Source organism: Polaromonas sp. A23, from assembly GCF_002001015.1.
Lineage (GTDB): Bacteria > Pseudomonadota > Gammaproteobacteria > Burkholderiales > Burkholderiaceae_C > Polaromonas.
In genome coordinates this window covers 99,119-121,581 of record NZ_MUNO01000018.1, presented here as the reverse complement: position 1 = coordinate 121,581, position 22,463 = coordinate 99,119, and the positions used below count along the sequence as shown (strand labels likewise).

The window sequence follows — 22,463 nt, the reverse complement described above, 5'->3', positions numbered from 1 at the left end:
ACCGGCGCCCCGGGCCGGGACGCGTGCGCCGGCAAATCGAAAAAACCGTTGCTCATTTGACCGGGGCTGCGGTTCCGTCGTCGAATGAGCGATGGAACCTGCAATAGCCCCTTTCCCAGGTCTTTCTGCGCGTACCACCTCTTGTTCTGATGGCGGCCTTCAAGCCGGTCGTTTTTCAGGAGGTATTCATGCAGACCACAAACTCATCAGCCCCGGATTTTTCGGGCCTCTGGATTCCACTCGTTACCCCGTTTGAGGGGGACAACATTGACCACGCTGCCCTGAAGGGCCTGGTGGTGCACTACCGGGCCAGCGGCATCGCCGGGCTGGTGGTGTGCGGCTCCACCGGCGAAGCCGCAGCGCTGAGCGATGAAGAACAAATCGACGTGCTGCAAGCGGTGATGGCCGAAGCACCGGGCCTGCCCGTAGTAATGGGCGTGTCGGGCTACCACCTGGGCAAAACGGCAGAACGCATCAAAACGCTGGGGGCGCTGGGCATCAGCGGCACCTTGTTGCCGGCGCCCAGCTATATCCGCCCGTCCCAGGCCGGTCTTATCGAATGGTTTACCGCGTTGGCTGACGCCAGTGCCGTTCCGCTGATTCTTTATGACATTCCCTACCGCACCGGCAGCACGCTGGAGCTGTCCACCCTGCTCACGCTGGCCAGCCATCCGCGCATCTGCGCCATCAAGGACTGCGGCGGCGACCCGGCCAAGACGCGGGCCCTGATTGCCGACCGGCGCCTGCAGGTGCTGGCCGGTGAAGATGCGAACATTTTTTCGACCGTGTCTCAGGGCGGCCATGGGGCGATTGCCGCTGCCGCGCATGTGCACACCGAGCGGTTTGTCCGGGTACTGGCGCTATTGAAAGCGGGCGAGATTGCGCAGGCCAGCGCTTTATGGGCACCGCTGCTGCCGCTGATTGATGGCTTGTTTTCAGAACCCAACCCGGGTCCGCTCAAGGCGCTGTTGGCCCGGCAGGGTTTGCTTCAGAACGGGCTTCGCAGCCCGATGACACCGGCTTCTGCTGCGCTGGTTGAGCGGCTGCTGCGCCTGGACGAGGGAGTCGCTTAGCCGCCCGTCACCGGCGGGAAGAAGGCGACCTCGCAGCCTTCGCTCAGGGCTGCCGACTCGTCGCTCATCACCTGGTTGAGTGCCATGCGCACCGACTTGCCGCGCGCCAGGGCCTGGGCATAGGCCGGGCCACGCGTGATCAGCTCATCACGCAGGCCGGACAGGCTGGTTGCCGCTGTGTCGACCTGCTCACTGCCCTGCCCGATGGCTTCGCGCACAGACGCAAAATATTTGACGGTGATCTTCATGCCAGCCACTCCGAAAAAGCAATGAAGCGCACGGTGTCGCCGTGCGCAATGGTCTGCCCGGCCGGGTTGTCCACCACGCCGTCGCCCCACACGGCCGAGGTCAGCACGCCGGAGCTCTGGTTGGCAAACAGCTCCAGCCCGCCCGCGGCATTGCGCCGCACGCGCAAAAACTCGCGGCGTTTGTCGGCCCGGCTCCAGGTGAAATGGGCGGGAACAGCTATGGATTTGGTAGCAACATCCGCCACGTCCTGCAGCCTGAGCAGGAAGGGCTGCACCAGCAGCAGAAAGGTCAGGAAGCTGGACACCGGGTTGCCGGGCAGGCCCATGAAGTGGGCGCTGCCGACGCGGCCATAGGCAAAAGGCTTGCCGGGCTTCATGGCGATCTGCCAGAGGTCCAGCGAGCCGAGCTGCTGCACGGCGGGCTTGATGTGGTCTTCTTCGCCAACGGACACGCCGCCGCTGGTCAAAATCAGGTCGTGGTTCTGGCTGGCACTGCGCAGCGCGGCGAGCGTGGCCTCGCGCTGGTCGGGCACGATGCCGAGATCACTCACCTCGCAACCCAGGCGCAGCAGCAAGGCGCGCAGAAAGAAACGGTTGGAGTTGTAGATGGCGCCAGGCCGCATCTGCTCGGGTGCAACTTCGCCGGGCATGACCAGCTCGTCGCCGGTAGAAAACAACGCCACACGCGGCCGCCGGGCCACCTGCAGCTGGTCCATGCCAATACTGGCCGCGAGCCCAAGTGCAGCGGGCGTGAGGCGCTCACCTTTTGAGAGCACCGTGGCGCCGCGCGTGACGTCTTCGCCGGCGCGGCGTATCCACTGGCCGGGGCGCGGAAGCTGCTGGATGCGGACAAAACCTTCGCGGTCGGCCAGCGGCTGGCAGTCTTCCTGCATCACCACGGCGTCGGCGCCTGCGGGAATCGGCGCACCGGTAAAAATGCGCGCGACGGTGCCGGGCTCAAGTGCGCTGCCCGCGCTGCCGGCCGGAATGCGCTGCGAGACCTTCAGCACCACGCCCTCGTCAGCCAGCTCGGTGCTACGCACGGCATAACCGTCCATGGAGCTGTTGTCTTCGGGCGGTACCTGCAGCGCAGAGACCACGTCCTGGGCCAGCACGCGGCCGTCAGCGTCAAAGGTGGACACGGTTTCCTTGCCGCCCAGCGGCGTGGCACAGGCCAGCAGCTCGACCAGCGCGTCGTCAAGCGCCTTAAGTGGTGGGCGTGCAGCGGAGGTGTTCATGCATACAACTCGGAGCGGTAGACAAATCGTTCCTGATTGTCGACCAGCCAGTCTGCCACGGCATTGACGTTGTTCAAATCCAGCACTGGCCTGAGGGTGGCTTGCGGCAGCTGGCCGGGCGAGTCGGTGGCAATGGCAACCACAAAATCGTCGTCCGGGTAACGCACGGGTTGGCCGGAGTCGGCGCGCCAAACTTCGACCTTGAGCAGGTCGCTGCTCTTGAAGCCTTCCACCAGCACCCAGTCGACTCCCTCGTACAGCTCGGCAATCAGGTGGTGCACCGACTGCACCGTGGGTTTTTCGAACTCGCGGATCAGCGCCAGCCGGTTTTCCGATGCCACCACCACCTCGAAGGCACCGGCCTGGCGGTGCCGCCAGGTGTCTTTGCCGGGATGGTCGATGTCGAATTTATGGTGCGCGTGTTTGACCACCGAGACCCGCAGCCCGCGCTGCTTGAGCGCGGGAATCAGGCCCTCCACCAGCGTTGTTTTTCCTGAGCCGGAAAAGCCGGCAAATCCAACAACGTTCATATCAAGTTCACCGATCCTGGTTTTGCTACTGATTCAATAGCTGGTGGCGCCCGCGTCTAAAGGGCTGGAGGCCGATTCAGCTTGTATGCGCAGCGATGTAGGCTTTCACCTGAGCCACATCAGCCGGCATGCGCTGCACGCGCTTGGGCAGTGCTTCGATGCCTTCAAACTTTGCCGGCCGCGGTGGCAGCTGGCCCAGCGCCTCTTCAATGGTCTCGGCAAACTTGATCGGCAAGGCGGTTTCCAGCACGATCATGGGCACGCCGGCCTGCAGGTTCTGCCTCGCCACTTTCAGGCCGTCGGCCGTGTGCGTGTCGATCATGGTGCCGAAGCGCATAAAGGTGTCGCGAATCGTCTGCAGCCTGTCGGCGTGGGTGCTTTTGCCGCTGGTGAAACCGTAGTGCTGCGCGGCCGACTGGAAGGTGGCATCGCCGCTCAGGTCAAAGCGGCCCTGCTTGGACAACTGCGCACCGAACAGGTCGGCCAGGCGTGTGGCGTCGCGACCCAGCAGGTCGAACACAAAACGCTCGAAGTTCGAGGCCTTGGAGATGTCCATGGACGGGCTGGAGGTTTCATGCGTGTCAGCACTGGCACGCACGCGGTACACGCCGGTGCGGAAGAACTCGTCGAGCACATCGTTCTCGTTGGTGGCCACCACCAGCTGCGCAATCGGCAAGCCCATCATGCGGGCCACGTGACCGGCACAGACGTTGCCGAAGTTGCCCGAGGGCACGGTGAAGCTCACGCGCTGGCCACTTGCCGTGGTCGCCTGGAAATAGCCGGCGAAGTAATAAACCACCTGCGCCAACAACCTGGCCCAGTTGATCGAGTTGACGGTGCCAATCTTGTACTTGCGCTTGAAAGCCAGGTCGTTGGACACGGCCTTGACGATGTCCTGGCAGTCGTCGAACACGCCTTCGATGGCAATGTTGTGGATGTTGGCGTCCTGCAGGCTGAACATCTGCGCCTGCTGGAAGGGGCTCATGCGGCCTTGCGGCGAAGTCATGAAAACGCGCACGCCCTTCTTGCCGCGCATCGCGTACTCGGCCGCGCTGCCGGTGTCGCCGCTGGTGGCGCCGAGGATGTTGAGCTCTTCGCCGCGGCGCGCCAGTTCATATTCGAACAGGTTGCCCAGCAGCTGCATGGCCATGTCCTTGAAGGCCAAGGTCGGCCCGTTGGACAAGGCTTCGAGGTAAAGGCCGTCCTCCAGCTTGCGCAGCGGAACAATCTCCGGCGTGCCGAAAACTTCTTCGGTGTAGGTCTTGCTGCAAATGGCTTTCAGGTCAGCAGCCGGAATGTCATCGATGTAGAGCGACAGAACCTCAAAAGCCAGCGCGGCGTAACCCGAGTCGCGATAAACGGCGCGCCAGGTGTCGAGCAGGGCCGCATTGACCTGCGGATAGGTCTCAGGCAAATAGAGCCCGCCATCGGGCGCCAGGCCTTCGAGCAGGATTTCGCAGAAGCGCTTGCGGTCAGCATGGCCGCGGGTCGATAGATACTTCATCAGGCCAGCTCTTCCTTGCGGATACGCGTGATCGGCGAGAGTACGGTGGGCAGCGCCTGCATCTGGGCCAGGGCGTCGTTCATCTTTGCTTCCACGCAATCGTGCGTCAGGATGATCAGGTCGGTTTGTGTGGCGCCTTCACCGCCCACTTCATCGGCCTCGCGCTGCAGCATGGCGTCGATGCTGATGCCGGCACCGGCGAGGATGCCGGTCACGCTCGCCAGCACGCCGGCCTTGTCAGCCACGTTCAGGCGCAGGTAATAACTGGTGACCACTTCGCCCATGGACAGCACCGGCGTATCGCTCATCGAGTCGGGCTGGAAAGCCAGGTGCGGCACCCGCTGGGCGGCATCTGCGGTGTGCAGGCGCGTTACATCAACAAGGTCTGCAATGACAGCTGAAGCCGTTTGTTCAGACCCGGCCCCTGCGCCGTAATACATGGTGATGCCGGCCGCGTCGCTCTTGACCATGATGCCGTTCATGGAACCTTCCACATTGGCCAACAGGCGTTTGACCGGGATCAGCGTTGGATGCACTCGCAGCTCGATGCCATGCTGTGTGCGCTTGGTGATACCCAGGAGCTTGATGCGGTAGCCGAGCTGGTAGGCATAGCTGATGTCGGCAGCGGCCAGATGCACGATTCCTTCCACATAGGCCTTGTCGAATTGAACAGGAATACCAAACGCGATGGCCGACAGGATGGTCGCCTTGTGGGCTGCATCCACGCCCTCAATGTCGAAGGTCGGGTCGGCCTCGGCATAACCAAGCCGCTGCGCTTCCTTGAGCACCACGCCGAAGTCCAGGCCCTTGTCGCGCATTTCGCTCAGAATGAAATTGGTGGTGCCATTGATGATTCCAGCGACCCACTCGATTCTGTTGGCCGAAAGGCCTTCGCGCAAAGCCTTGATGATGGGAATACTGACGGCCACCGCACCTTCGAAGGCCACCATCACGCCCTGGGCCTGCGCCGCCGCAAAAACCTCATTGCCGTGGATGGCCAGCAAGGCCTTGTTGGCTGTGACGACATGCTTGCCATTTGCAATCGCCTGCATGACCAGGTCTTTGGCCAGCGTGGTGCCGCCCATGACCTCGACCACGATCTCGATATCCGGATGGTTCACCACCTCGAAAGGATCGCCAACAACAGTCACACCTCCCCCGACGATGCTGCGGGCACGCTCCACATTGCGTGCTGCCACCATCGAGATCTCAATGCTGCGCCCGGCGCGGCGGCGAATTTCTTCCTGATTGCGCTCAAGCACTCTGAATGTGCCGCTACCTACAGTTCCAACGCCCAGAAGGCCTACCTTGATCGGTTTTAAATTCGTCGATGTCATGTTTTTTTGGTTTATTTCAGAAGCAGTTCGGCCGATGGGACGCTGGCCGTTTTGCCGCTCTTTCTGCGGCTTTCAAGGAATTTGGCGATGCGGTTGATCGCCTCCCGCAGGTCTTCCTCATGCGGCAGGAAAACAATGCGGAAATGGTCCGGCGCCGCCCAGTTGAAGCCGGTTCCCTGCACCAGCATCACCTTGGTTTCCTTGAGCAGCTCCAGGAAAAACAGGCGGTCGTCGGTGATCGGGTAGACCTTGGGGTCCAGCCGGGGGAACATGTAGAGCGCCGCACTCGGCTTGACGCAGCTCACACCGGGAATCGCGGTAATCAGCTCATACGCCAGGTCGCGCTGGCGCCGCAGGCGGCCGCCTTCGCAGGTCAGGTCGTTGATGCTCTGGTAGCCGCCCAACGCCGTCTGAATGGCCCACTGGCCCGGCACGTTGGAACACAATTTCATGTTGGCCAGCATGTTCAGGCCCTCGATGTAGTCCTGTGCTTCCTTCTTCGGACCGGACACCACCATCCAGCCTGCGCGGTAGCCGCAGGAGCGGTAGCTTTTGGAAAGCGAGTTGAAGGTCAGCGTCAGAACGTCGGTAGACAAGCTGGCAATGGCCGTGTGTTTGACACCGTCGTACAGCACCTTGTCGTACACCTCGTCGGCCAGGATCACCAGGCCGTGCTCGCGCGCAATCGCGACGATGCCCTTGAGAAGGTCGTCGGAGTACAGGGCCCCGGTCGGGTTGTTCGGGTTGATGACCACAATGCCCTTGGTTTTGGGAGTGATCTTGGCGCGAATATCGGCCAGGCTGGGCATCCAGCCGTTGTCCTCGTCGCACAGGTAATGCACGGGCGTGCCGCCCGACAGGCTGGTTGAAGCCGTCCACAACGGGTAGTCCGGGGAAGGCAGAAGCAGCTCGTCACCGTTGTCCAGCAACGCATTGGTGGCCATGGAGATCAGTTCGCTCGCGCCGTTACCGAGATAAATATCGTCCAGCGTCACGCCCTTGATGCCCTGCTTCTGGGTTTCATGCATGACCGCCTTGCGCGCCGCAAAAATGCCCTTGCTGTCCGAATAGCCGGCCGAGGCAGGCAGGTTGCGGATCATGTCCTGCTGCACTTCTTCCGGCGCGTCAAAACCGAACACCGCCAGATTGCCCAGATTGAGCTTGATGAGCTTTTGGCCCTCTTCCTCCATCTGCTTGGCGGCATCCATGATCGGGCCGCGGATGTCGTAAAGCACATTGGCCAGTTTGGCGGATTTGGTGATCGGTTTCATGGTCTGTAGTCGTTCTTCAGTTCACGCGAAGCCCGCAAAAGCCCAATGGGCGTACGGATCAATGGAAAAATGGAGCGGAATCTATAATTTGACCACATAAAACCGCGGTTTCGCTGGCAGGCGGCCCCTCGACCGCCCCACTGGACCCCGCATGAAACTACAACCCGACCACCTCGACGTTCAATCCATCCTCGGCTACGGTCCGGGCTGGATCGGCGTCGCCAGCCAGGGGGTCGCCGAAAAGATAGAACACAGCTTCGTCATCGGTTCCCGCGGCGAAAAATTCGCCTGGATTTGCACACACTTCGAAGACCTGACCGCTGCGCACTTTGAACAGCTGGCCGAAACCCGCCCGGAGCTTGTGATTTTTGGCAGCGGCAGCCGTCTGCGGTTTCCGCCACCGGCCTTCCTGCGCAGCCTGATGCAGGCACGCATAGGCATCGAAACCATGGACACGCTGGCCGCCTGCCGGACCTACAACATCCTGGCGGGCGAAGGCCGAAACGTCATTGCAGCCCTGTTGATCGAGCCTCCACCCGCTGATGCGGAGTGAATCAGGCCCCGGTTTTGCGCAATACCTGGCGGAAGGCCCCAACACAGGCCCCAAACGCTTGAAGATGCTCACGTTCTGGCGGGTCTGGAAACACCTTGAAACCAGACACATGGCACGCCTTGGCAGTTGCGTGCACCCACACCCTCAGCATCGCGGGTACTTTCAGGGTAAAATCTAGGGTTGCATCAGGCGCGGCATCGGGGTTTTGGCCCAAATGTTGCTGCCTAAAGCCAACGGCTAATTACAACTACTTTCGTCAGGGTCCAAGCAGTATGGCAGTCGTCGTCAATAAACCACTCCCCGAATTCGAAGCCAACGCCACGAGCGGCGTCAAGGTTTCCAACCAAACCCACCTCGGCCACGTCGTGGTCCTGTATTTTTACCCCAAAGACAACACCCCCGGCTGCACCACCGAAGCCATGCAGTTCCGTGACCGCTACAAGGATTTCGTCAAGGCCGGCGCCACCGTATTTGGCGTTTCGCGCGACAACATGAAGTCGCACGATGAGTTCAAAGCCAAGCTGGAACTGCCTTTCGAGCTGATTGCCGACACCGAAGAAAAAATGTGCCACATGTTCGGCGTGGTCAAAAACAAGATCATGTACGGCAAAAAGGTCAAAGGCATCGAGCGCAGCACCTTCCTCGTGGGTGCCGACGGCACGCTTAAGGAAGAGTGGCGCGGCCTGAAGGTTCCAGGCCATGTAGATGACGTTCTCAAGGCCGTCAAGGCGCTGAAAAAAACGGCCTGAAAGACCCTTTGCACGCCATCGTCAAAGGCCTCCAGCCATGTCACAAGAGTCGTGCATAATGACTTCATGCTGTTGACCTTAGCGACTGCGCCCACCGAAAAAGCCGCCCTGGCCTCCAGGCGGCTTTTTCGCTTTTTGAACCCTTACTTTGTGAGCCTAAAGCACTATGCCCTTGCCACCCGCCCCGACAAAACGTGCCGCTTTGCTTTCTGCCGACGCCCTCGACGCGCCGGCCCGCTCGCATTCAAAAGCCACACGAAAAACGGATCAGGCCGGGCCTGCCCACCAGCCGGCGGCGCTGGAACTGTTTGACAACCGCTCGGCTGGAGGCGAGGCCGAGCACCACCCCGCCGCTTACCAGCCCAAAGAGCAGGCGCGTACAGGCACAACCGGCGCCAGGGATTACCATAAACAGGCCGCTCCCGCGCCGTCCAGGCCGGAACCAGTCGCGAAGGTGAAAAAACCCAAGCACACCGGCCCCACCAAGCTGTTTGTGCTGGATACCAATGTGCTGATGCACGACCCCATGTGCCTGTTCCGCTTCGAGGAGCATGACATCTTCCTGCCCATGATCGTGCTGGAAGAGCTCGACGGCCACAAAAAAGGCATGACAGAAGTGGCGCGCAACGCCCGCCAGACCAGCCGCACGCTCGACGCGCTTGCAGGCACCAACGGCGCAGACATTGCCAAAGGCCTCAAGCTCGACACCACCGGCCACCGAGAAGCAGGCGGCTGCCTCTTCTTCCAGACCAAACCGCTGGACTATTCCCTGCCCATGAGCCTGCCGCAGGGCAAGGCCGACAACCAGATCCTCGGCGTGGTGGAAGCCCTGCGCAAGGAATACGCACCGCGTGAAGTAGTGCTGGTCTCCAAAGACATCAACATGCGCGTCAAGGCGCGCGCGCTGGGCCTGGCGACTGACGACTACCAGAACGACAAGACACTGGAAGACGGCGACATGCTGTACGCCGGCTCGCTGGCCCTGCCGGCAGACTTCTGGACACGCCAGAGCAAGACACTCGAAAGCTGGCAGCAAGGCAGCCACACCTTCTACCGCATCACAGGCCCCATCGTCGGCAGCCTGCTGATCAACCAGTTCGTGTTTTTTGAAGCGCCGGGCGAACCACCACTCTATGCCCGGGTCACCGAAATCCGCGCCAAAACCGCCGTACTGAAAACACTGAAGGACTACACGCATCTGAAAAATGCCGTGTGGGGCATCACCACCCGTAACCGCGAACAGAACTTCGCAATGAACCTGCTGATGGATCCGGAAGTCGACTTCGTCACCCTCGCCGGCACCGCTGGCACCGGCAAAACGCTGATGGCCCTGGCCAGCGGCCTGACCCAGGTGCTGGACGACCGCCGCTACACCGAGATCATCATGACCCGCGCCACCGTCAGCGTGGGTGAAGACATCGGCTTCCTGCCCGGCACCGAAGAGGAAAAAATGGGCCCGTGGATGGGCGCGCTGGACGACAACCTCGAAGTGCTCGGAAAAAACGACAGCGGCTCCGGCGAATGGGGTCGCGCGGCCACCAATGAACTGATCCGCTCACGCATCAAAGTCAAGAGCATGAACTTCATGCGCGGACGCACCTTCCTGAACAAGTACGTGATCATCGACGAAGCGCAAAACTTGACGCCCAAGCAGATGAAAACACTGATCACCCGCGCCGGCCCCGGCACGAAGATCATCTGCATGGGCAACCTCGCACAGATCGACACCCCCTACCTCACCGAGGGCTCGTCCGGCATGACCTTCGCGGTGGACCGCTTCAAGGGCTGGCCGCATGGCGGGCACATCACGCTGGCGCGTGGCGAGCGGTCGAGGTTGGCGGATTTTGCGAGTGAAGTGCTTTAGGGAAACGCTGAACAAGTCCCTTGCGGCGCGCGATCAGCCGGGCTCGGGCGGTCTGCTGCGTTGAATTTCTTGCCAATAGCTGGCTATTGGCTGCGAAATCCGCCTTGCATCCCATCCCGATCCGGCTGCCGCGCATCCGCCAAGACTTATTCAGCGCTTCCCTAGGCAAAATACCGGGTATCGGGTGTGTTAACCGGCGAGGCAGCGCCTCGTCGGGCTGCGTCCTCATTTTTTGAAGAAACACACCGAAAACGGTTCAATTGCAAGACTTGGTAATCAGACCAAGGCTATCAAATCGGTCACGCCCAAGTCGCCCCCCGCCTGCGTCAGCAAGGTACCGGCTTGGGCGCGGTGGTGGGTCTGATGGTTGAAAAAATGTGTCATCGCTTGCCATGCCGGATGGGCACGCTGGACACCTTTGCTGTTGCTGTATTGCATGATCAACTGCGGGTAACCCTCGGGCATATCCTGAACCCATTGCTCGATGGCCGTATCCAGTTGCTCTCGCTTGTCGCGCAGGGCCTGCCAGTTATCGAAGACGACCGTGTCCAGCTGGGTGCCGGGCGCCAGGTCCAGAACAGCTGCATTCAGGCAATCAAATACAAAGCCGTGGTCTGCGCCGCATTGAGCGAAACGCCGCAGCCAGATCTGATCGGCAACAACCAGGTGATTTAACGTACGGTGGATGGAGCCAAAGAATGCACCGCGTTCCCGTTTGCGCTCTTCGTCAGACAGTGCGCCGCAGGCACTGTAAAGGCGTTGGTTCATCCACCGGTTGTAACGGGCCAGAAAACGATAGTTGTCAATGAAAGCGTTGTTCATGCCTGCCATTGTCGGGAATTTTCCCGCAGGCTGCAGCGCCCGGCACAGTGTTGGCAAACAGGGGGAGCAGCCCGTCGATCCGGCGCATCGCCTCCGACTCCCCGATATCTTGCGCAAGGTAATGAAAAAGATCAGCCCGCAATAACCACAGCGCCATGACCGAGCGCGCCTGCCCCATCTGGTAGAGCGCGCGCAAACGATGTGCCTCGCTGCAGGCCGACACCGTCAGGCTCATGGCCAAGCGGATGGCCTCGAGCTCCCTGCCCGTCTCATGCTCATCCGCCAGGTTTCCCGCGCGCGCGCGGGAAAGCCATGACAACACGGTTGACGTCAGGGCGGCCATAACTGCCCCTCAGGCCTTTCCGAAACCGCCACCGCCTGGCGTGTGGATCTCGAACACATCGCCAGGCATCATTTCAGCCTGGCCGATGTGATCCAGGGCCTCGATCTGTCCCCCGGAGCGGACAACGACATTCCGGCCCACTTGCCCCGGCTCACCGCCCGCCATGCCAAACGCGCCATGCTTGCGGCCATTTGACAAAATGCTGGCCGTCATGGGTTCGAGAAAGCGCACACGGCGCACACCGCCGTTGCCCCCCACCCAACGCCCCGCGCCGCCCGAACCCTGGCGGATTTCATAGCTTTCCAGCCGCACCGGAAAGCGAAACTCCAGCACTTCAGGGTCTGTCAGGCGCGAGTTGGTCATATGGGTTTGCACGACCGAGGTGCCGTCAAAACCCTTGGCGATTTTCCCATTCGCATCCATCTGGCCACCGGCGCCGGAACCACCCGAGATGGTTTCGTAATACTGGTGCCGTTCGTTGCCGAAGGTGAAGTTGTTCATGGTGCACTGGCTGGCGGCCATCACGCCCAACGCTCCATACAGCGCATTGGTAATGCAGGTTGAGGTTTCCACGTTGCCTGCCACCACGGATGCCGGGGGATTCGGGTTCAGCATGGAACCCGCGGGAATGATGACCTTCAGCGGCTTCAGGCAGCCAGCGTTGAGCGGAATGTCGTCGTCCACCAGGGTACGAAACACATACAACACCGCCGCCATGCATACCGCCGTCGGAGCATTGAAGTTATTGGTCTGCTGGGGTGAGGTACCGGTGAAGTCGATTTCCGCGCTGCGGTTTTTCGTGTCTACCCGGATGGCCACCTGGATCTGCGCGCCATTGTCCAGCGGCAGCGTGAAGGCACCGTCTTTCAGCTTGGTAATCACGCGGCGCACCGACTCTTCGGCGTTGTCCTGCACATGGCGCATGTAGGCCAGCACCACCTCCAAGCTGAAGGTGTCCACCATTTTGCGCAGCTCCTGTACGCCTTTTTCATTGGCGGCAATCTGCGCCTTCAAATCGGCCATGTTCTGCTGCGGGTTGCGGCTCGGGTACTGCCCGCTCTTGAGCAGGGCCACCATCTCGGCTTCGCGCAGCACACCGCGTTCGACCAGCTTGAAATTGTTGATCTGCACACCCTCTTCCTCGATGCGTGTCGAAAACGGTGGCATGGAGCCCGGCGTGGTGCCGCCGATGTCAGCGTGGTGACCGCGCGAGCCGACATAAAAGGTCGGCAAGTCCGCGCCGCCCAGGTAGACCGGCGTAATCACCGTGATGTCGGGCAGGTGCGTACCTCCATGGTAGGGGTCGTTCAGCACATAAACGTCGCCCGGTTGCATCTTGCCGGCGTTTTCGCGAATGACGGTCTTGATGCTTTCGCCCATGGAGCCCAGGTGCACCGGCATGTGCGGCGCGTTCGCAATCAGGTTGCCTTCGGTATCGAACAGCGCACAGCTGAAGTCCAGCCGCTCCTTGATGTTGACCGAGTAGGCGGTGTTCTGCAGCTGCAGGCCCATCTGCTCGGCGATGTTCATGAACAGGTTGTTGAACACTTCCAGCAGCACCGGGTCCACCGTCGTGCCCGCCGCAAACGTGATGGCGCGCTCCGCACGCCTGTCCAGCACCAGGTGATCCAGCGCCGTGAGCGCTGCTTCCCATCCCGGCTCGACCACCGTGGTGGCGTTTTTCTCGGCGATGATGGCCGGGCCGGAAATAATGTCGCCCGGCTGCAGGTCTTCCCGCACCACCAAAGCCGCATCGTGCCACTGGCCACCTGAATACATGCGCACGGTTTCGCGGCGCGGTACTTCACGGGGCTCATGGGTGTGATGGCGCGGCTCGGCTGGCGCATCCCCGGCGACCACAGCCTCGACCGATACAGCTTCAACCACCAGCCCTTTGCCCTGCATCAGGAACGCAAACCGCTGGCGGTAGGCCGCTTCAAAACCACCCTCGATTTGGTCCAGTGTGCCGAAAGACACCACCAGGGCCGAATCACTTCCTTCGTAACGAACATGCACGCGGCGGTGCATGGTAATGACGCCCTTGCTCACCTGCTGACGCTGAAGTTCGGCCTGCGCCGTCGCGGCAAGGCCTTCCAGCGTTGCGGCGATCTCTGGCACAGCTGCTTCCGTCAGCTTGAGCTCCACAGCCTGCTCGCGTATCACATTCTGATCAGCCAGGCCCATGCCGTAAGCACTCAACACACCGGCCAGCGGGTGCACAAACACCTTGGTCATACCCAGCGCGTCGGCCACCAGACAGGCGTGTTGCCCCCCTGCGCCGCCGAAACACTGCAAGGTGTAGCGCGTCACGTCATAACCCCGGGCAACGGAGATCTTCTTGATGGCATTGGCCATCTGCTGAACAGCGATATTGATGAAGCCCTCGGCCACCACTTCGGCGCTGCGGCCGGTCTGGCCGGCGAGTTCGTTGAACTGCGCCTGCACCGCCTCGTAACTCAGGGGTTCATCGGCATTCGGGCCGAACACCTTTGGAAAGTAACGCGGCTGCACCTTGCCCACCATCACGTTGGCATCGGTCACGGCCAGCCTGCCGCCGCGGCGGTAGCTGGCCGGCCCCGGGTTGGCACCGGCACTTTGCGGCCCGACGCGGAAACGCTCACCGTCGAACTTGAGGATCGAACCGCCACCTGCGGCAACGGTGTGGATACTCATCATGGGTGCGCGCATGCGAACGCCAGCGACCTGGGTTTCAAACTCGCGCTCGAACTCGCCGGCGTAGTGCGACACGTCGGTGGATGTTCCGCCCATGTCGAAGCCAATCACTTTTGCATGCCCCGCAATCGCCGCCGTGCGAGCCATGCCAACAATGCCTCCCGCCGGACCGCTCAAAATCGCATCCTTGCCCTGGAACACATGTGCATCGGTCAGACCACCCGAAGACTGCATGAAGAACAACTTGACGCCAGGCATCTCGCCGGCCACCTGCTCGACATAGCGGCGCAGGATGGGCGACAGGTAGGCATCAACCACGGTGGTATCACCGCGGCTGACGAACTTCATCATCGGGCTGGTTTCGTGAGACGTGCTGATCTGCGTGAAACCAACTTCGCGGGCAATGCGGCTTGCCGCTTTCTCGTGGTCGGTATAGCGGTAGCCGTGCATGAACACTATCGCAACACTGCGCAACCCTTGCTTGTACTGTGCCAGCAGCTCCTGTTTCAACAGCGCTTCGTCCAGCGCCTGGAGCATTTCACCCTGGGCTCCGATACGTTCATGCGCTTCCACGACGGCGCTGTACAACAATTCGGGCAACACAATATTGCGATCAAACAGGCGCGGCCGATTCTGGTAAGCAATGCGCAGTGCATCGCGAAAGCCTCGTGTGGTCACCAGCAGGGTTGGCTCACCCTTGCGTTCCAGCAAGGCGTTGGTGGCTACCGTCGTACCCATCTTCACGCATTCCACGACATCGGCGCGAATGGGTTCCCCCTTCTTCAGGCCCAGGAGGTGGCGTATGCCGGCAACCGCTGCATCGCGGTACTGCTCGGGATTCTCCGACAGCAACTTGTGCGTCACCAGTGAGCCGTCCGGTTTCTTCGCCACGATATCGGTGAATGTGCCGCCTCGGTCGATCCAGAATTGCCAGCGTTTGGTATCAAGAGTAGGGCTATTTTTTTGCATATATTTCAAAGTTTTCTGTAAATAGTGTTCGCGCCACGTTTAGCTTTTCAAAGAGGTGGCTTGATGGAAGTAGTTTGAATTGGCTGGCGCGGCCTCACCAATACCAGGCATGGAAACAAACCGTGCCAAGGTTTTGAATCGGGCCAGCCAGCGTCCAACGCCCGGATAATCCGCTAGGACGAAGCCCCCTTCACCCGCGAGAGCCACGTACGGGAAGCAAGCCACGTCAGCGACAGTAGCGCAGCCTCCAACCAGCCATTCGCGCTGACCCAGACGCCCTTCAAGCACCTCCAATGCCCTCCGGCCAGCTATCTGCGCAGCAGCCAGGTCACCAGCGTAACCAAAACGTTGCACCGCCCGTGCCAGAAAAAGGCCCGTGGAAATTTCGTTCTGCGCAAGCTCCAGCCATTGGCCGGTTTGGGGCAGCGCGACCGGTTCGACAGGCAGCCATTGCCGGGCATCGTCGTAGTGGCTGGCCAGGTACATCAGGATGGCTGTAGAACCCCAAAGCACCACGTCGTCATCTTTCAGGGTCGGCACCTGTCCACGCGGATTCAATTCGAAGTAGGCAGTATCGACCTTGTTGCGCCCCTCTTCAAGCTGCACCGGAATCAGCTCACAAGACAACTCCAGAAAGGACAACATCAGACGCACCTTGTAACTATTACCAGATGTGTTTCTGTCGTAAAGCTTGAGCCGGCTACTGCTCCGATCCGGCGCTTTGTCTTGCAGAGTCAACATATTCAAAGGTCTGAAGTTTTTTGTGAAGAAAGAAAATCTGACGGTCGGGTCGATTACGCCAGCTGCGTCCGAACGCTTTCTGCATCGATATATTCAAGCACCTTCCCCAGTTCATCCAGGGCAGGCGCCGCATTCAAGGCCTCTTCGGCGGAACACCACGGATAGGGCAAGTTGGACATCCAACCCATGACAGCATCAAGATCGCGTGACGGCAACGACTCCATGGTCTCGATAGTGATCGCCAGGCGTTCAACCAAATGGGACCTCGGAGAAAAGCACCAGTCATAGCGGCCGCACCCGACACGCACTGCACCGCTTGCCTTTTCCGTCATTGCCACCAGCCAGTCACACGTGAATGTTGCCACCTGCCCAGCCGGCGGAGAGGCCAGGCACAGGGTGTAGACATTTTCATAGGTCTGGGTAAACCGCCGCACCAGAACCTCGGCAATCGCGTCCCGCCCACTGGACAGGGGCGGGAAGGAAATGGTTCCTGTGTTGACGAGCATGGCCAGCGACGCATCATCGGTGAAAGCCTGAGCCATCAGGTGCGGACGGTTGCCATCCTTTGCGCGCAAATAGGCAACGATCGAATCGGCGGGTGTGTGCATTCAGTATGTCTCCCGAGTTGAAACCAGACGATAGCCCGGCATCTACCTGTTACTGTTATCTATTACTGGATGTAGTAAGGCACAAAGATGTCATTGGCTTCGTTGCCCACTGATCGTACCCATTCACGCGAGAATTTTTCGCCCATGCGTTTGATCTCCTGCTCCAGGTCCGCGGGGATACGTTCGATCTTGATGCCGTTCTGGCGCAGCTCCTCGGTGGCACTTCCTGCGAGCGCCTGGCTGGCCTGCCAACCGCGGGTTTCGGCATCTGCCGCTGCTTTCATGACCAGGTTGCGAGTTGCCGGCTTCAGGGACTCGAACGCCTTGCTGTTCACAAACACCACATTCTTGGGGAACCATGCATTGATTTCATAGTAATACTTGATAGGACCCCAGACCTTGTTTTCAACACCGGTCAGCGCTGAGGTGATCATGTTGTCCATCCGCCCCTCAGCCAGCGCCTTGCCCACATCCACCATGGCGACATCCACTGGCTTTGCGCCAAGCATTTCGGCAATGCGCAAGGTGGTGGAGTTGTAGGTGCGCATTTGCGTGCCCTTGAAGTCGGCCAGGCCACGAACCGGCTTGCCTGAGTGCAGACCCTGCGGTGGCCAAGGCACGGCATATAACAATTTCAAGCCGCGCTGGGCAAAGTGTTTTTCTATGCCCGGGCGCTGCAGTTTCCACAAGCGTTCGGCGTCCTTGTAGGAGCTCACCACGAAAGGGATGGAATCTGCACCCGCGAGCGGGATGTCCTTGACCATGCTGGTCATGATGGTTTCGCCGGCCTCGGCCTTGCCCTGCTGCACCGCCTGGCTGATCTCACTCAGCTTGGCCAGCGTATTGTTGGGATGCACCTGTATCCGCAACTGGCCAGCTGTCGCCTGGTCGATTTCACGCGAGAACTGCATGATGTTCTGCGTATGGAATGATTCGGCCCGATAGCCCGTCGCCAGCTTCCAGGTGGTCTGGGCCATCACGGTGGAGGCGTGACCCAGCGAAACCGCGCACAAGGCGGAGATCAAAAGCTTTTTCATGGGAACTCCTGAAAAGAAGTGGCTACTTGCTGTTGAACTACATATGACGTGGCAGCCACAGCACCACATCGGGAAAAAAGTAGGTAATCAGTACCGCGAGAATCATGAGAAAAAACAAGGGCAGCGCCGTTCGTGCGATCCAGGTCACCTCACGCCTTGTCAGGCCCTGGATGACGAAGAGATTGAAGCCAACGGGTGGTGTGATTTGAGCCATCTCGACCACCAACACGATGAAGATGCCGAACCAGATCAGATCGAACCCGGCCGCTTCCACTGTCGGCAGCAAGACAGCAATGGTCAGCACGACGACCGATATGCCGTCGAGAAAACAACCCAGGACAATAAAGAAGCCGATCAGCCCCAGCATCAGCATGAAGGGCGAGAGGTGCAATGCGCCTATGAATTCAGCCAGGTGCCGCGGCAGGCCGATAAAACCCATGGACAGGGTCAGGAAAGCCGCGCCGGCGAGGATCAGGCCGATCATGCAATAGATGCGGCAGGCGGCAACCAGCCCTTCCTTGAACTTGTCCCAGTTCAGCGAACCTTCAATGGCAGCCAGCACAAGTGAGCCTGCAACGCCCAGTGCAGCGGCTTCCGTAGCGGTTGCAATGCCGCTGTAAATACCGCCAAGTACGACCACGATCAGCGACACCACGGGAATCAGGTGACGCGAAGCGTAAATTTTCTGTCCAAAACTCATGGCCGCGTCAGCCGCTGGCACCTTGTCCTTGTTGAACAGGGCCCAGACCATGATGTATCCCATGAACAGCGCGGCCAGCATCAGACCAGGGATCACACCGGCAAGAAACAGCTTGGCAATCGACACATTGGCGGCCACGCCGTACACGATCATGATGATGGACGGCGGAATCAGGAGGCCCAGCGTGCCTGCGCCGGCCAAAGTCCCGATGGAAATGTCGTCGGGATAACCACGCTTCTTGAGTTCGGGCAAGGTGATCTTGCCGATGGTGGCGCAAGTGGCCGCAGACGAACCCGAAATAGCGGCGAAGATGGTGCAGCCCACGACGTTGATATGCAGCAGCCGGCCGGGCAAACGGTCCAGCCAGGGTGCGAGCCCCTTGAACATGCTGTCAGACAGCTTGCTGCGAAAAAGGATTTCACCCATCCACAGGAAAAGAGGCAGGGCTGTCAGTGTCCAGCTGGAGGTGGAGCCCCAGATGGTCAGCACCATGCTGTCCCCCACAGGGCGCTGGGTCAGCAGCTCCATTCCCAGCAAGGCCACGGCGAGCAAAGACAACCCTATCCACAAACCCGATCCCAGCGCCACAAAGAGCAGCACGATCAACCCGAAGGCAATAACGATATCCATTTTGTTTTCCTTTCCGGGACTTATTCGATGTGGGCGGCTTCAGTGGAGACAGCAATAAAACTGCCGCCGTACCAGCGCTCGACCAGCGCCTGGACAAAAGACAACGCAAAGCCGATACAGCCCAGCGCCATGGCAAGCTGCGGAATCCACAGGGGTGAGGCGTCTGCTGCCGGCGAGATGTCGTGCGTGCTGTACGACACCCAGACCAGCCGTATTGCGTACCAGGCCACATAAGCCGCCAGGGCCAGTCCGGCACCCAGAGACCACCACTCAAGAATGCCGCGCACCCTGGGGGAAACGCGTTCAAGCAACAAGGTCACACGGATGTGGTCGCCATGTTTGAGCGTGCCGGGCAGCGCAAGAAACAGGGCCGCCGCAATGGCGTAGCCGGCGTAGGCGTCGAGACCGGGAATGTCCCAGTTCGCCTCGCGCGCCAGCACACCCAACATGACAGTGCCGAAGGCCGCCAACATGGCCATGCAGGACAAGCCCATTAGCAGTTTGTAAAAATTCTGGACGAGTTTGCCCATCACGTGCTCCTGCATCGATCAAAAGAAAGGAAAAAGAAGAAGCGGCGGGCCTTCTGCCGACGGGTCTGCGTTGCACAGACCCGCCCGCCGCAGGGAAAGGCTTACTGCTTGCGGTAAGCGTCGATCACAGCCTGGCCTTCGGCGCCAGCAGTCTTGAGCCATTCAGCTGTCATGGTCTCACCGATGGCGGCGAGCTCCTTCTTGACACTGTCCGAAGGCGGGCTGATGGTCATGCCCTTGGCGGCAAGTTCTTTCATGTATTCGCCATCCAGCTTCTCACTGGTCGCCCAGCCACGCTGTTCGGCAGCAGCAGCAGCCTTGAGCAGCGCGTCCTGCGTGGGCTTGTCCAGCGCGTCAAACGCCTTCTGGCTCACCACTGTTGCATTGCGCGGCAGCCAGGCGCTGACAGGGTAGAAGTATTTGACCTGTTCATGCAGCTTGCTTTCCACGCCGCTGGCACTGGACGTCAGAAAGTTCTGCACACCGCCGGTAGCCAGCGCCTGACCCAGTTCGGCCAGCTGAATGGTGACTGGTTGGGCCTTGAGAAGTTGGGCGATACGCGTGGTCGCCGGGTTGTAGGCACGCATCTTGGTACCGGCAAAGTCAGCCGGCGTGCTGATGGGCTTGAGCGAATACAGCGACTGGCCGGGCCATGGCACAGTGAACAGGACCTTGACACCCTGAGACGCCAGCAGCTTGTCCTGCGCGGGTTTGGCAGCCACATACAGGCGCTTCGCATCACCGTAACTGGTGGCCAGGAAGGGAATGGAGTCCACACCAAACAACGGGTTCTCATTCGCAGCGCCTGAAAGAATGAACTCGGCAGCCTGCACCTGACCGGTCTGCACCGCGCGTTTGATCTCGTTGGCCTTGTACAGCGACCCACCCGCGTGCAGGGTGATCTTGAGTTTTCCGCCAGTGAGTTGGTCCACTTCGTTGGCGAACTGTTGCACGTTCTGGGTCTGGAAGCTGTTGGCACCGTAGCCGGTTGGCAGGTCCCATTTGGTTTGAGCCCAGGAGGCGCCGAAAGTGGCAATGGCAGCCAGGGAAACAAGCAGTTTTTTCATCATGATCTCCAGTTAAAAAAGTAGCCTCAAAGAGTGGCCAGGTGGTGGTTCAATAAATCGGTGATCAGCATCGCGCCCGGCGCGTGAGTGATGCAGAACTCGGGGCGGGCCTGCATGATGGCCGCCTGCGGCGTGACACCACAGGCCCAGAAAACTGGAATTTCATCAGGCAACACCTCGACGGCATCGCCGTAATCGGGGTGAGCCAAATCAGCAATTCCAATCTGTGCAGGGTCTCCGATGTGCACAGGCGCACCATGTACATCAGGAAAGCGCGAGGTGATTTGAACGGCGCGAATCGCATCAGCCGCCTTGAACGGCCGCATGGTGACAACCATCGGTCCATGAAACGGGCCTGCCGCTTCGGTGGCGGTATTCGTGCGATACATCGGCACGTTCCTGCCCTGATCGATATGCTTGATGCGCAGACCCGCCTCCTGCAAGGCCTGCTCAAAAGAGAACGAGCAACCGAGCACAAACGTCACCATGTCTTTGCGCCACAGCGCACTGATTTCTGTGGGCTCATCGACCAGCTCGCCGTGACGCCACACACGATAGCGCGGCAAATCAGTACAGATGTCGATATCGGCACCCAGTGAAGGAAGTTCTGCCTGGCCGGGCTCAGAAACCGCGAGCACCGGGCAGGGTTTGGGGTTGCGCTGACAGTAACGCAGAAAATCGCCGGCTTCAGCTGCCGGAAGGATGACCACGTTGCCCTGCACGTGGCCGTTGGCCAGGCCGCTCGTCTGCGAAGTCCAGCTGCCCTGCCGGATGACGCTGCGAACGTGCGCGGCATTGTTGATGCCGCCTGCGCCAAAAACCGAGAGTGCTGATTCAGTCAAAGTGCTCACCAGAAAATTCCCCGTTTGCGTATGTCATTTTCATGACGATGGGCGAATTGTGTAAGCGTCAGTGACCTTCAGCAAATTCAAAATTTTTTGCTTACGTCATCGATTTTTTCGATGGTAAGGGTTTACCTTTAGAGGGATTTTTGACGCCTTTTTGGTGCGTTTTTCCGGTTGCCAGCAAAGGCAATCGCCGACTGCACAACAGTTTCCACCGTCTTTGAGCTGGGATCCGTGCGGTAGCTGGCGTGGATAGGCAGGGACTGCAATTTCGCGTCGCAGGTCAATGGTTTCAGGCGCGCAAAACCGGTCAGCCGCTCGACCGCTGCACGCGGTAGCAAGGCCACGCCGAAGCCACCCTGGACCAATTGCACCATGGCCGAAATCGAGGAAATGGCATGCACCTTTTTGGGTTCCATGCGGTGCATTCTGAACAGGTCAAGTAACGTGACATGCGGTTGAGAGCCCTTTTGGAAAGTCAATAATTCCATGCTGGCAAGCTCGTCAAGTCTGTAATTTCTCTTCTTTTGCAGATCCGGGTGCCCCACAAACACCATTTCCATGGTTGGCAGCGCATGGTTTCTCACGCCTTCGGCTGAGGCAGGCAGCACCGCAAAAACCAGATCCAGCGTGCCGCGCTGCATCTGCTCGATCAGGATAGGCGTGGTTTCCACCGTCAACTCCAATTCCAGCCCCGGAAAGTCGGCACGCAGCTTCTCGAGCCACGGTATCAACCATGAATGCAGCACAGATTCGATGGCGCCTATGCGCATCGAGACCGCCATGGTCTGACCAGACCCCATCTCGGCCTTGACCTCCCGCTGCAGCGCCAGCAATTTCTCGGCGTACTGCAGGAAGCGCGCACCCGCCCCCGTCAGCTTGAACTGCTTGTCACGACGGTCCAGCAGCAAGATGCCCAATTCGTCTTCCAGCGTGGCAATGCGGCTGGACATGGCGGACTGTGTCAGGTAAAGCTTTTCAGCAGCACGTGAGATGCTTTTGAGTGTGGCCACCCAATAAAAGGCTTCTACAAAGCGAAGGTTCATTCAGCGGGGCCGGTGAGGCCGTTCAGTTTTTCGGGGTATGCCCGGGTCGGCTGGCGCGGGATTTGCGTCTATCCTATCCATACTT

At 60.0% G+C, this 22,463-nt stretch carries 21 protein-coding genes; 4 read left to right on the top strand and 17 right to left on the bottom strand.

All coding sequences use genetic code 11. The features are described 5' to 3' along the window. Positions 1-188: 188 nt before the first annotated feature. The gene (dapA, locus tag B0B52_RS09475; RefSeq protein WP_077593567.1) at positions 189-1,073 is read left to right on the top strand and encodes a 4-hydroxy-tetrahydrodipicolinate synthase; all 885 of its coding nucleotides are present in this window, start codon (positions 189-191) and stop codon (positions 1,071-1,073) included. On the opposite strand, the gene moaD is transcribed toward dapA, so the two are convergent. The 6 genes from moaD to B0B52_RS09445 form a co-directional block, all read right to left on the bottom strand. After that, complete coding sequence (gene moaD, locus B0B52_RS09470; RefSeq protein WP_077593384.1) at positions 1,070-1,321, bottom strand: molybdopterin converting factor subunit 1; 252 nt, start codon at positions 1,319-1,321, stop codon at positions 1,070-1,072. The genes dapA and moaD overlap by 4 nt on opposite strands. Continuing rightward, entirely contained in the window at positions 1,318-2,559 is a 1,242-nt protein-coding gene (gene glp, locus B0B52_RS09465; protein WP_077593383.1) for a gephyrin-like molybdotransferase Glp, read from the bottom strand. The genes moaD and glp overlap by 4 nt, the downstream gene beginning before the upstream one ends. Further along, entirely contained in the window at positions 2,556-3,089 is a 534-nt protein-coding gene (gene mobB, locus B0B52_RS09460; RefSeq protein WP_077593382.1) for a molybdopterin-guanine dinucleotide biosynthesis protein B, read from the bottom strand. The genes glp and mobB overlap by 4 nt, the downstream gene beginning before the upstream one ends. 76 nt (positions 3,090-3,165) lie before the next feature. Next, positions 3,166-4,593: a threonine synthase gene (gene thrC, locus B0B52_RS09455; RefSeq protein ID WP_077593381.1), complete on the bottom strand. Its 1,428-nt coding sequence runs from the start codon at positions 4,591-4,593 to the stop codon at positions 3,166-3,168. Then, positions 4,593-5,930 carry a homoserine dehydrogenase gene (locus B0B52_RS09450; protein WP_077593380.1) on the bottom strand — a complete coding sequence of 446 codons (1,338 nt, stop codon included), beginning with the start codon at positions 5,928-5,930 and terminating at the stop codon, positions 4,593-4,595. Before B0B52_RS09450 ends, thrC begins: the two co-directional genes overlap by 1 nt. A gap of 11 nt (positions 5,931-5,941) precedes the next feature. After that, on the bottom strand, positions 5,942-7,201 hold the full coding sequence (locus B0B52_RS09445) for a pyridoxal phosphate-dependent aminotransferase (protein WP_077593379.1): 1,260 nt from the start codon (positions 7,199-7,201) through the stop codon (positions 5,942-5,944). A gap of 151 nt (positions 7,202-7,352) precedes the next feature. Between B0B52_RS09445 and B0B52_RS09440 the strand changes: the two genes are divergently transcribed. From B0B52_RS09440 to B0B52_RS09430, 3 genes are all read left to right on the top strand, one after another. Further along, complete coding sequence (locus B0B52_RS09440) at positions 7,353-7,754, top strand: Mth938-like domain-containing protein (RefSeq protein ID WP_077593378.1); 402 nt, start codon at positions 7,353-7,355, stop codon at positions 7,752-7,754. Between the two features lie 272 nt (positions 7,755-8,026). Continuing rightward, on the top strand, positions 8,027-8,503 hold the full coding sequence (locus B0B52_RS09435; protein WP_077593377.1) for a peroxiredoxin: 477 nt from the start codon (positions 8,027-8,029) through the stop codon (positions 8,501-8,503). A 166-nt stretch (positions 8,504-8,669) separates the two neighbouring features. Beyond that, positions 8,670-10,367, top strand: a complete 1,698-nt coding sequence (locus B0B52_RS09430) for a PhoH family protein (RefSeq protein ID WP_077593376.1) — start codon at positions 8,670-8,672, stop codon at positions 10,365-10,367. A 276-nt stretch (positions 10,368-10,643) separates the two neighbouring features. On the opposite strand, the gene B0B52_RS09425 is transcribed toward B0B52_RS09430, so the two are convergent. The 11 genes from B0B52_RS09425 to B0B52_RS09375 form a co-directional block, all read right to left on the bottom strand. After that, positions 10,644-11,189, bottom strand: a complete 546-nt coding sequence (locus B0B52_RS09425; RefSeq protein WP_077593566.1) for a DinB family protein — start codon at positions 11,187-11,189, stop codon at positions 10,644-10,646. Further along, the gene (locus B0B52_RS09420) at positions 11,170-11,532 is read right to left on the bottom strand and encodes a hypothetical protein (RefSeq protein ID WP_077593375.1); all 363 of its coding nucleotides are present in this window, start codon (positions 11,530-11,532) and stop codon (positions 11,170-11,172) included. The genes B0B52_RS09425 and B0B52_RS09420 overlap by 20 nt, the downstream gene beginning before the upstream one ends. A 9-nt stretch (positions 11,533-11,541) precedes the next feature. Beyond that, positions 11,542-15,174, bottom strand: coding sequence for a hydantoinase B/oxoprolinase family protein (locus B0B52_RS09415; protein WP_077593374.1), 3,633 nt, complete (start codon positions 15,172-15,174; stop codon positions 11,542-11,544). A gap of 39 nt (positions 15,175-15,213) precedes the next feature. Further along, positions 15,214-15,915 (bottom strand): glutathione S-transferase family protein, encoded by a 702-nt coding sequence (locus B0B52_RS09410; protein ID WP_077593373.1) that lies wholly within the window; start codon positions 15,913-15,915, stop codon positions 15,214-15,216. A gap of 53 nt (positions 15,916-15,968) precedes the next feature. Beyond that, positions 15,969-16,523, bottom strand: a complete 555-nt coding sequence (locus B0B52_RS09405; RefSeq protein ID WP_077593372.1) for a hypothetical protein — start codon at positions 16,521-16,523, stop codon at positions 15,969-15,971. A 62-nt stretch (positions 16,524-16,585) separates the two neighbouring features. Beyond that, positions 16,586-17,560, bottom strand: a complete 975-nt coding sequence (locus tag B0B52_RS09400; RefSeq protein WP_077593371.1) for a TRAP transporter substrate-binding protein — start codon at positions 17,558-17,560, stop codon at positions 16,586-16,588. A gap of 37 nt (positions 17,561-17,597) precedes the next feature. Further along, a complete protein-coding gene (locus tag B0B52_RS09395) occupies positions 17,598-18,890 on the bottom strand; it encodes a TRAP transporter large permease (protein WP_077593370.1) in 1,293 nt (430 codons plus the stop codon). A 20-nt stretch (positions 18,891-18,910) separates the two neighbouring features. After that, the gene (locus B0B52_RS09390) at positions 18,911-19,420 is read right to left on the bottom strand and encodes a TRAP transporter small permease (RefSeq protein WP_139351881.1); all 510 of its coding nucleotides are present in this window, start codon (positions 19,418-19,420) and stop codon (positions 18,911-18,913) included. Positions 19,421-19,521: 101 nt separating this feature from the next. Beyond that, positions 19,522-20,490, bottom strand: coding sequence for a TRAP transporter substrate-binding protein (locus B0B52_RS09385; RefSeq protein ID WP_077593368.1), 969 nt, complete (start codon positions 20,488-20,490; stop codon positions 19,522-19,524). A gap of 23 nt (positions 20,491-20,513) precedes the next feature. Continuing rightward, positions 20,514-21,338: a putative hydro-lyase gene (locus tag B0B52_RS09380; RefSeq protein WP_077593367.1), complete on the bottom strand. Its 825-nt coding sequence runs from the start codon at positions 21,336-21,338 to the stop codon at positions 20,514-20,516. Positions 21,339-21,466: 128 nt separating this feature from the next. After that, on the bottom strand, positions 21,467-22,378 hold the full coding sequence (locus B0B52_RS09375) for a LysR family transcriptional regulator (RefSeq protein ID WP_077593366.1): 912 nt from the start codon (positions 22,376-22,378) through the stop codon (positions 21,467-21,469). Positions 22,379-22,463 lie beyond the last annotated feature (85 nt).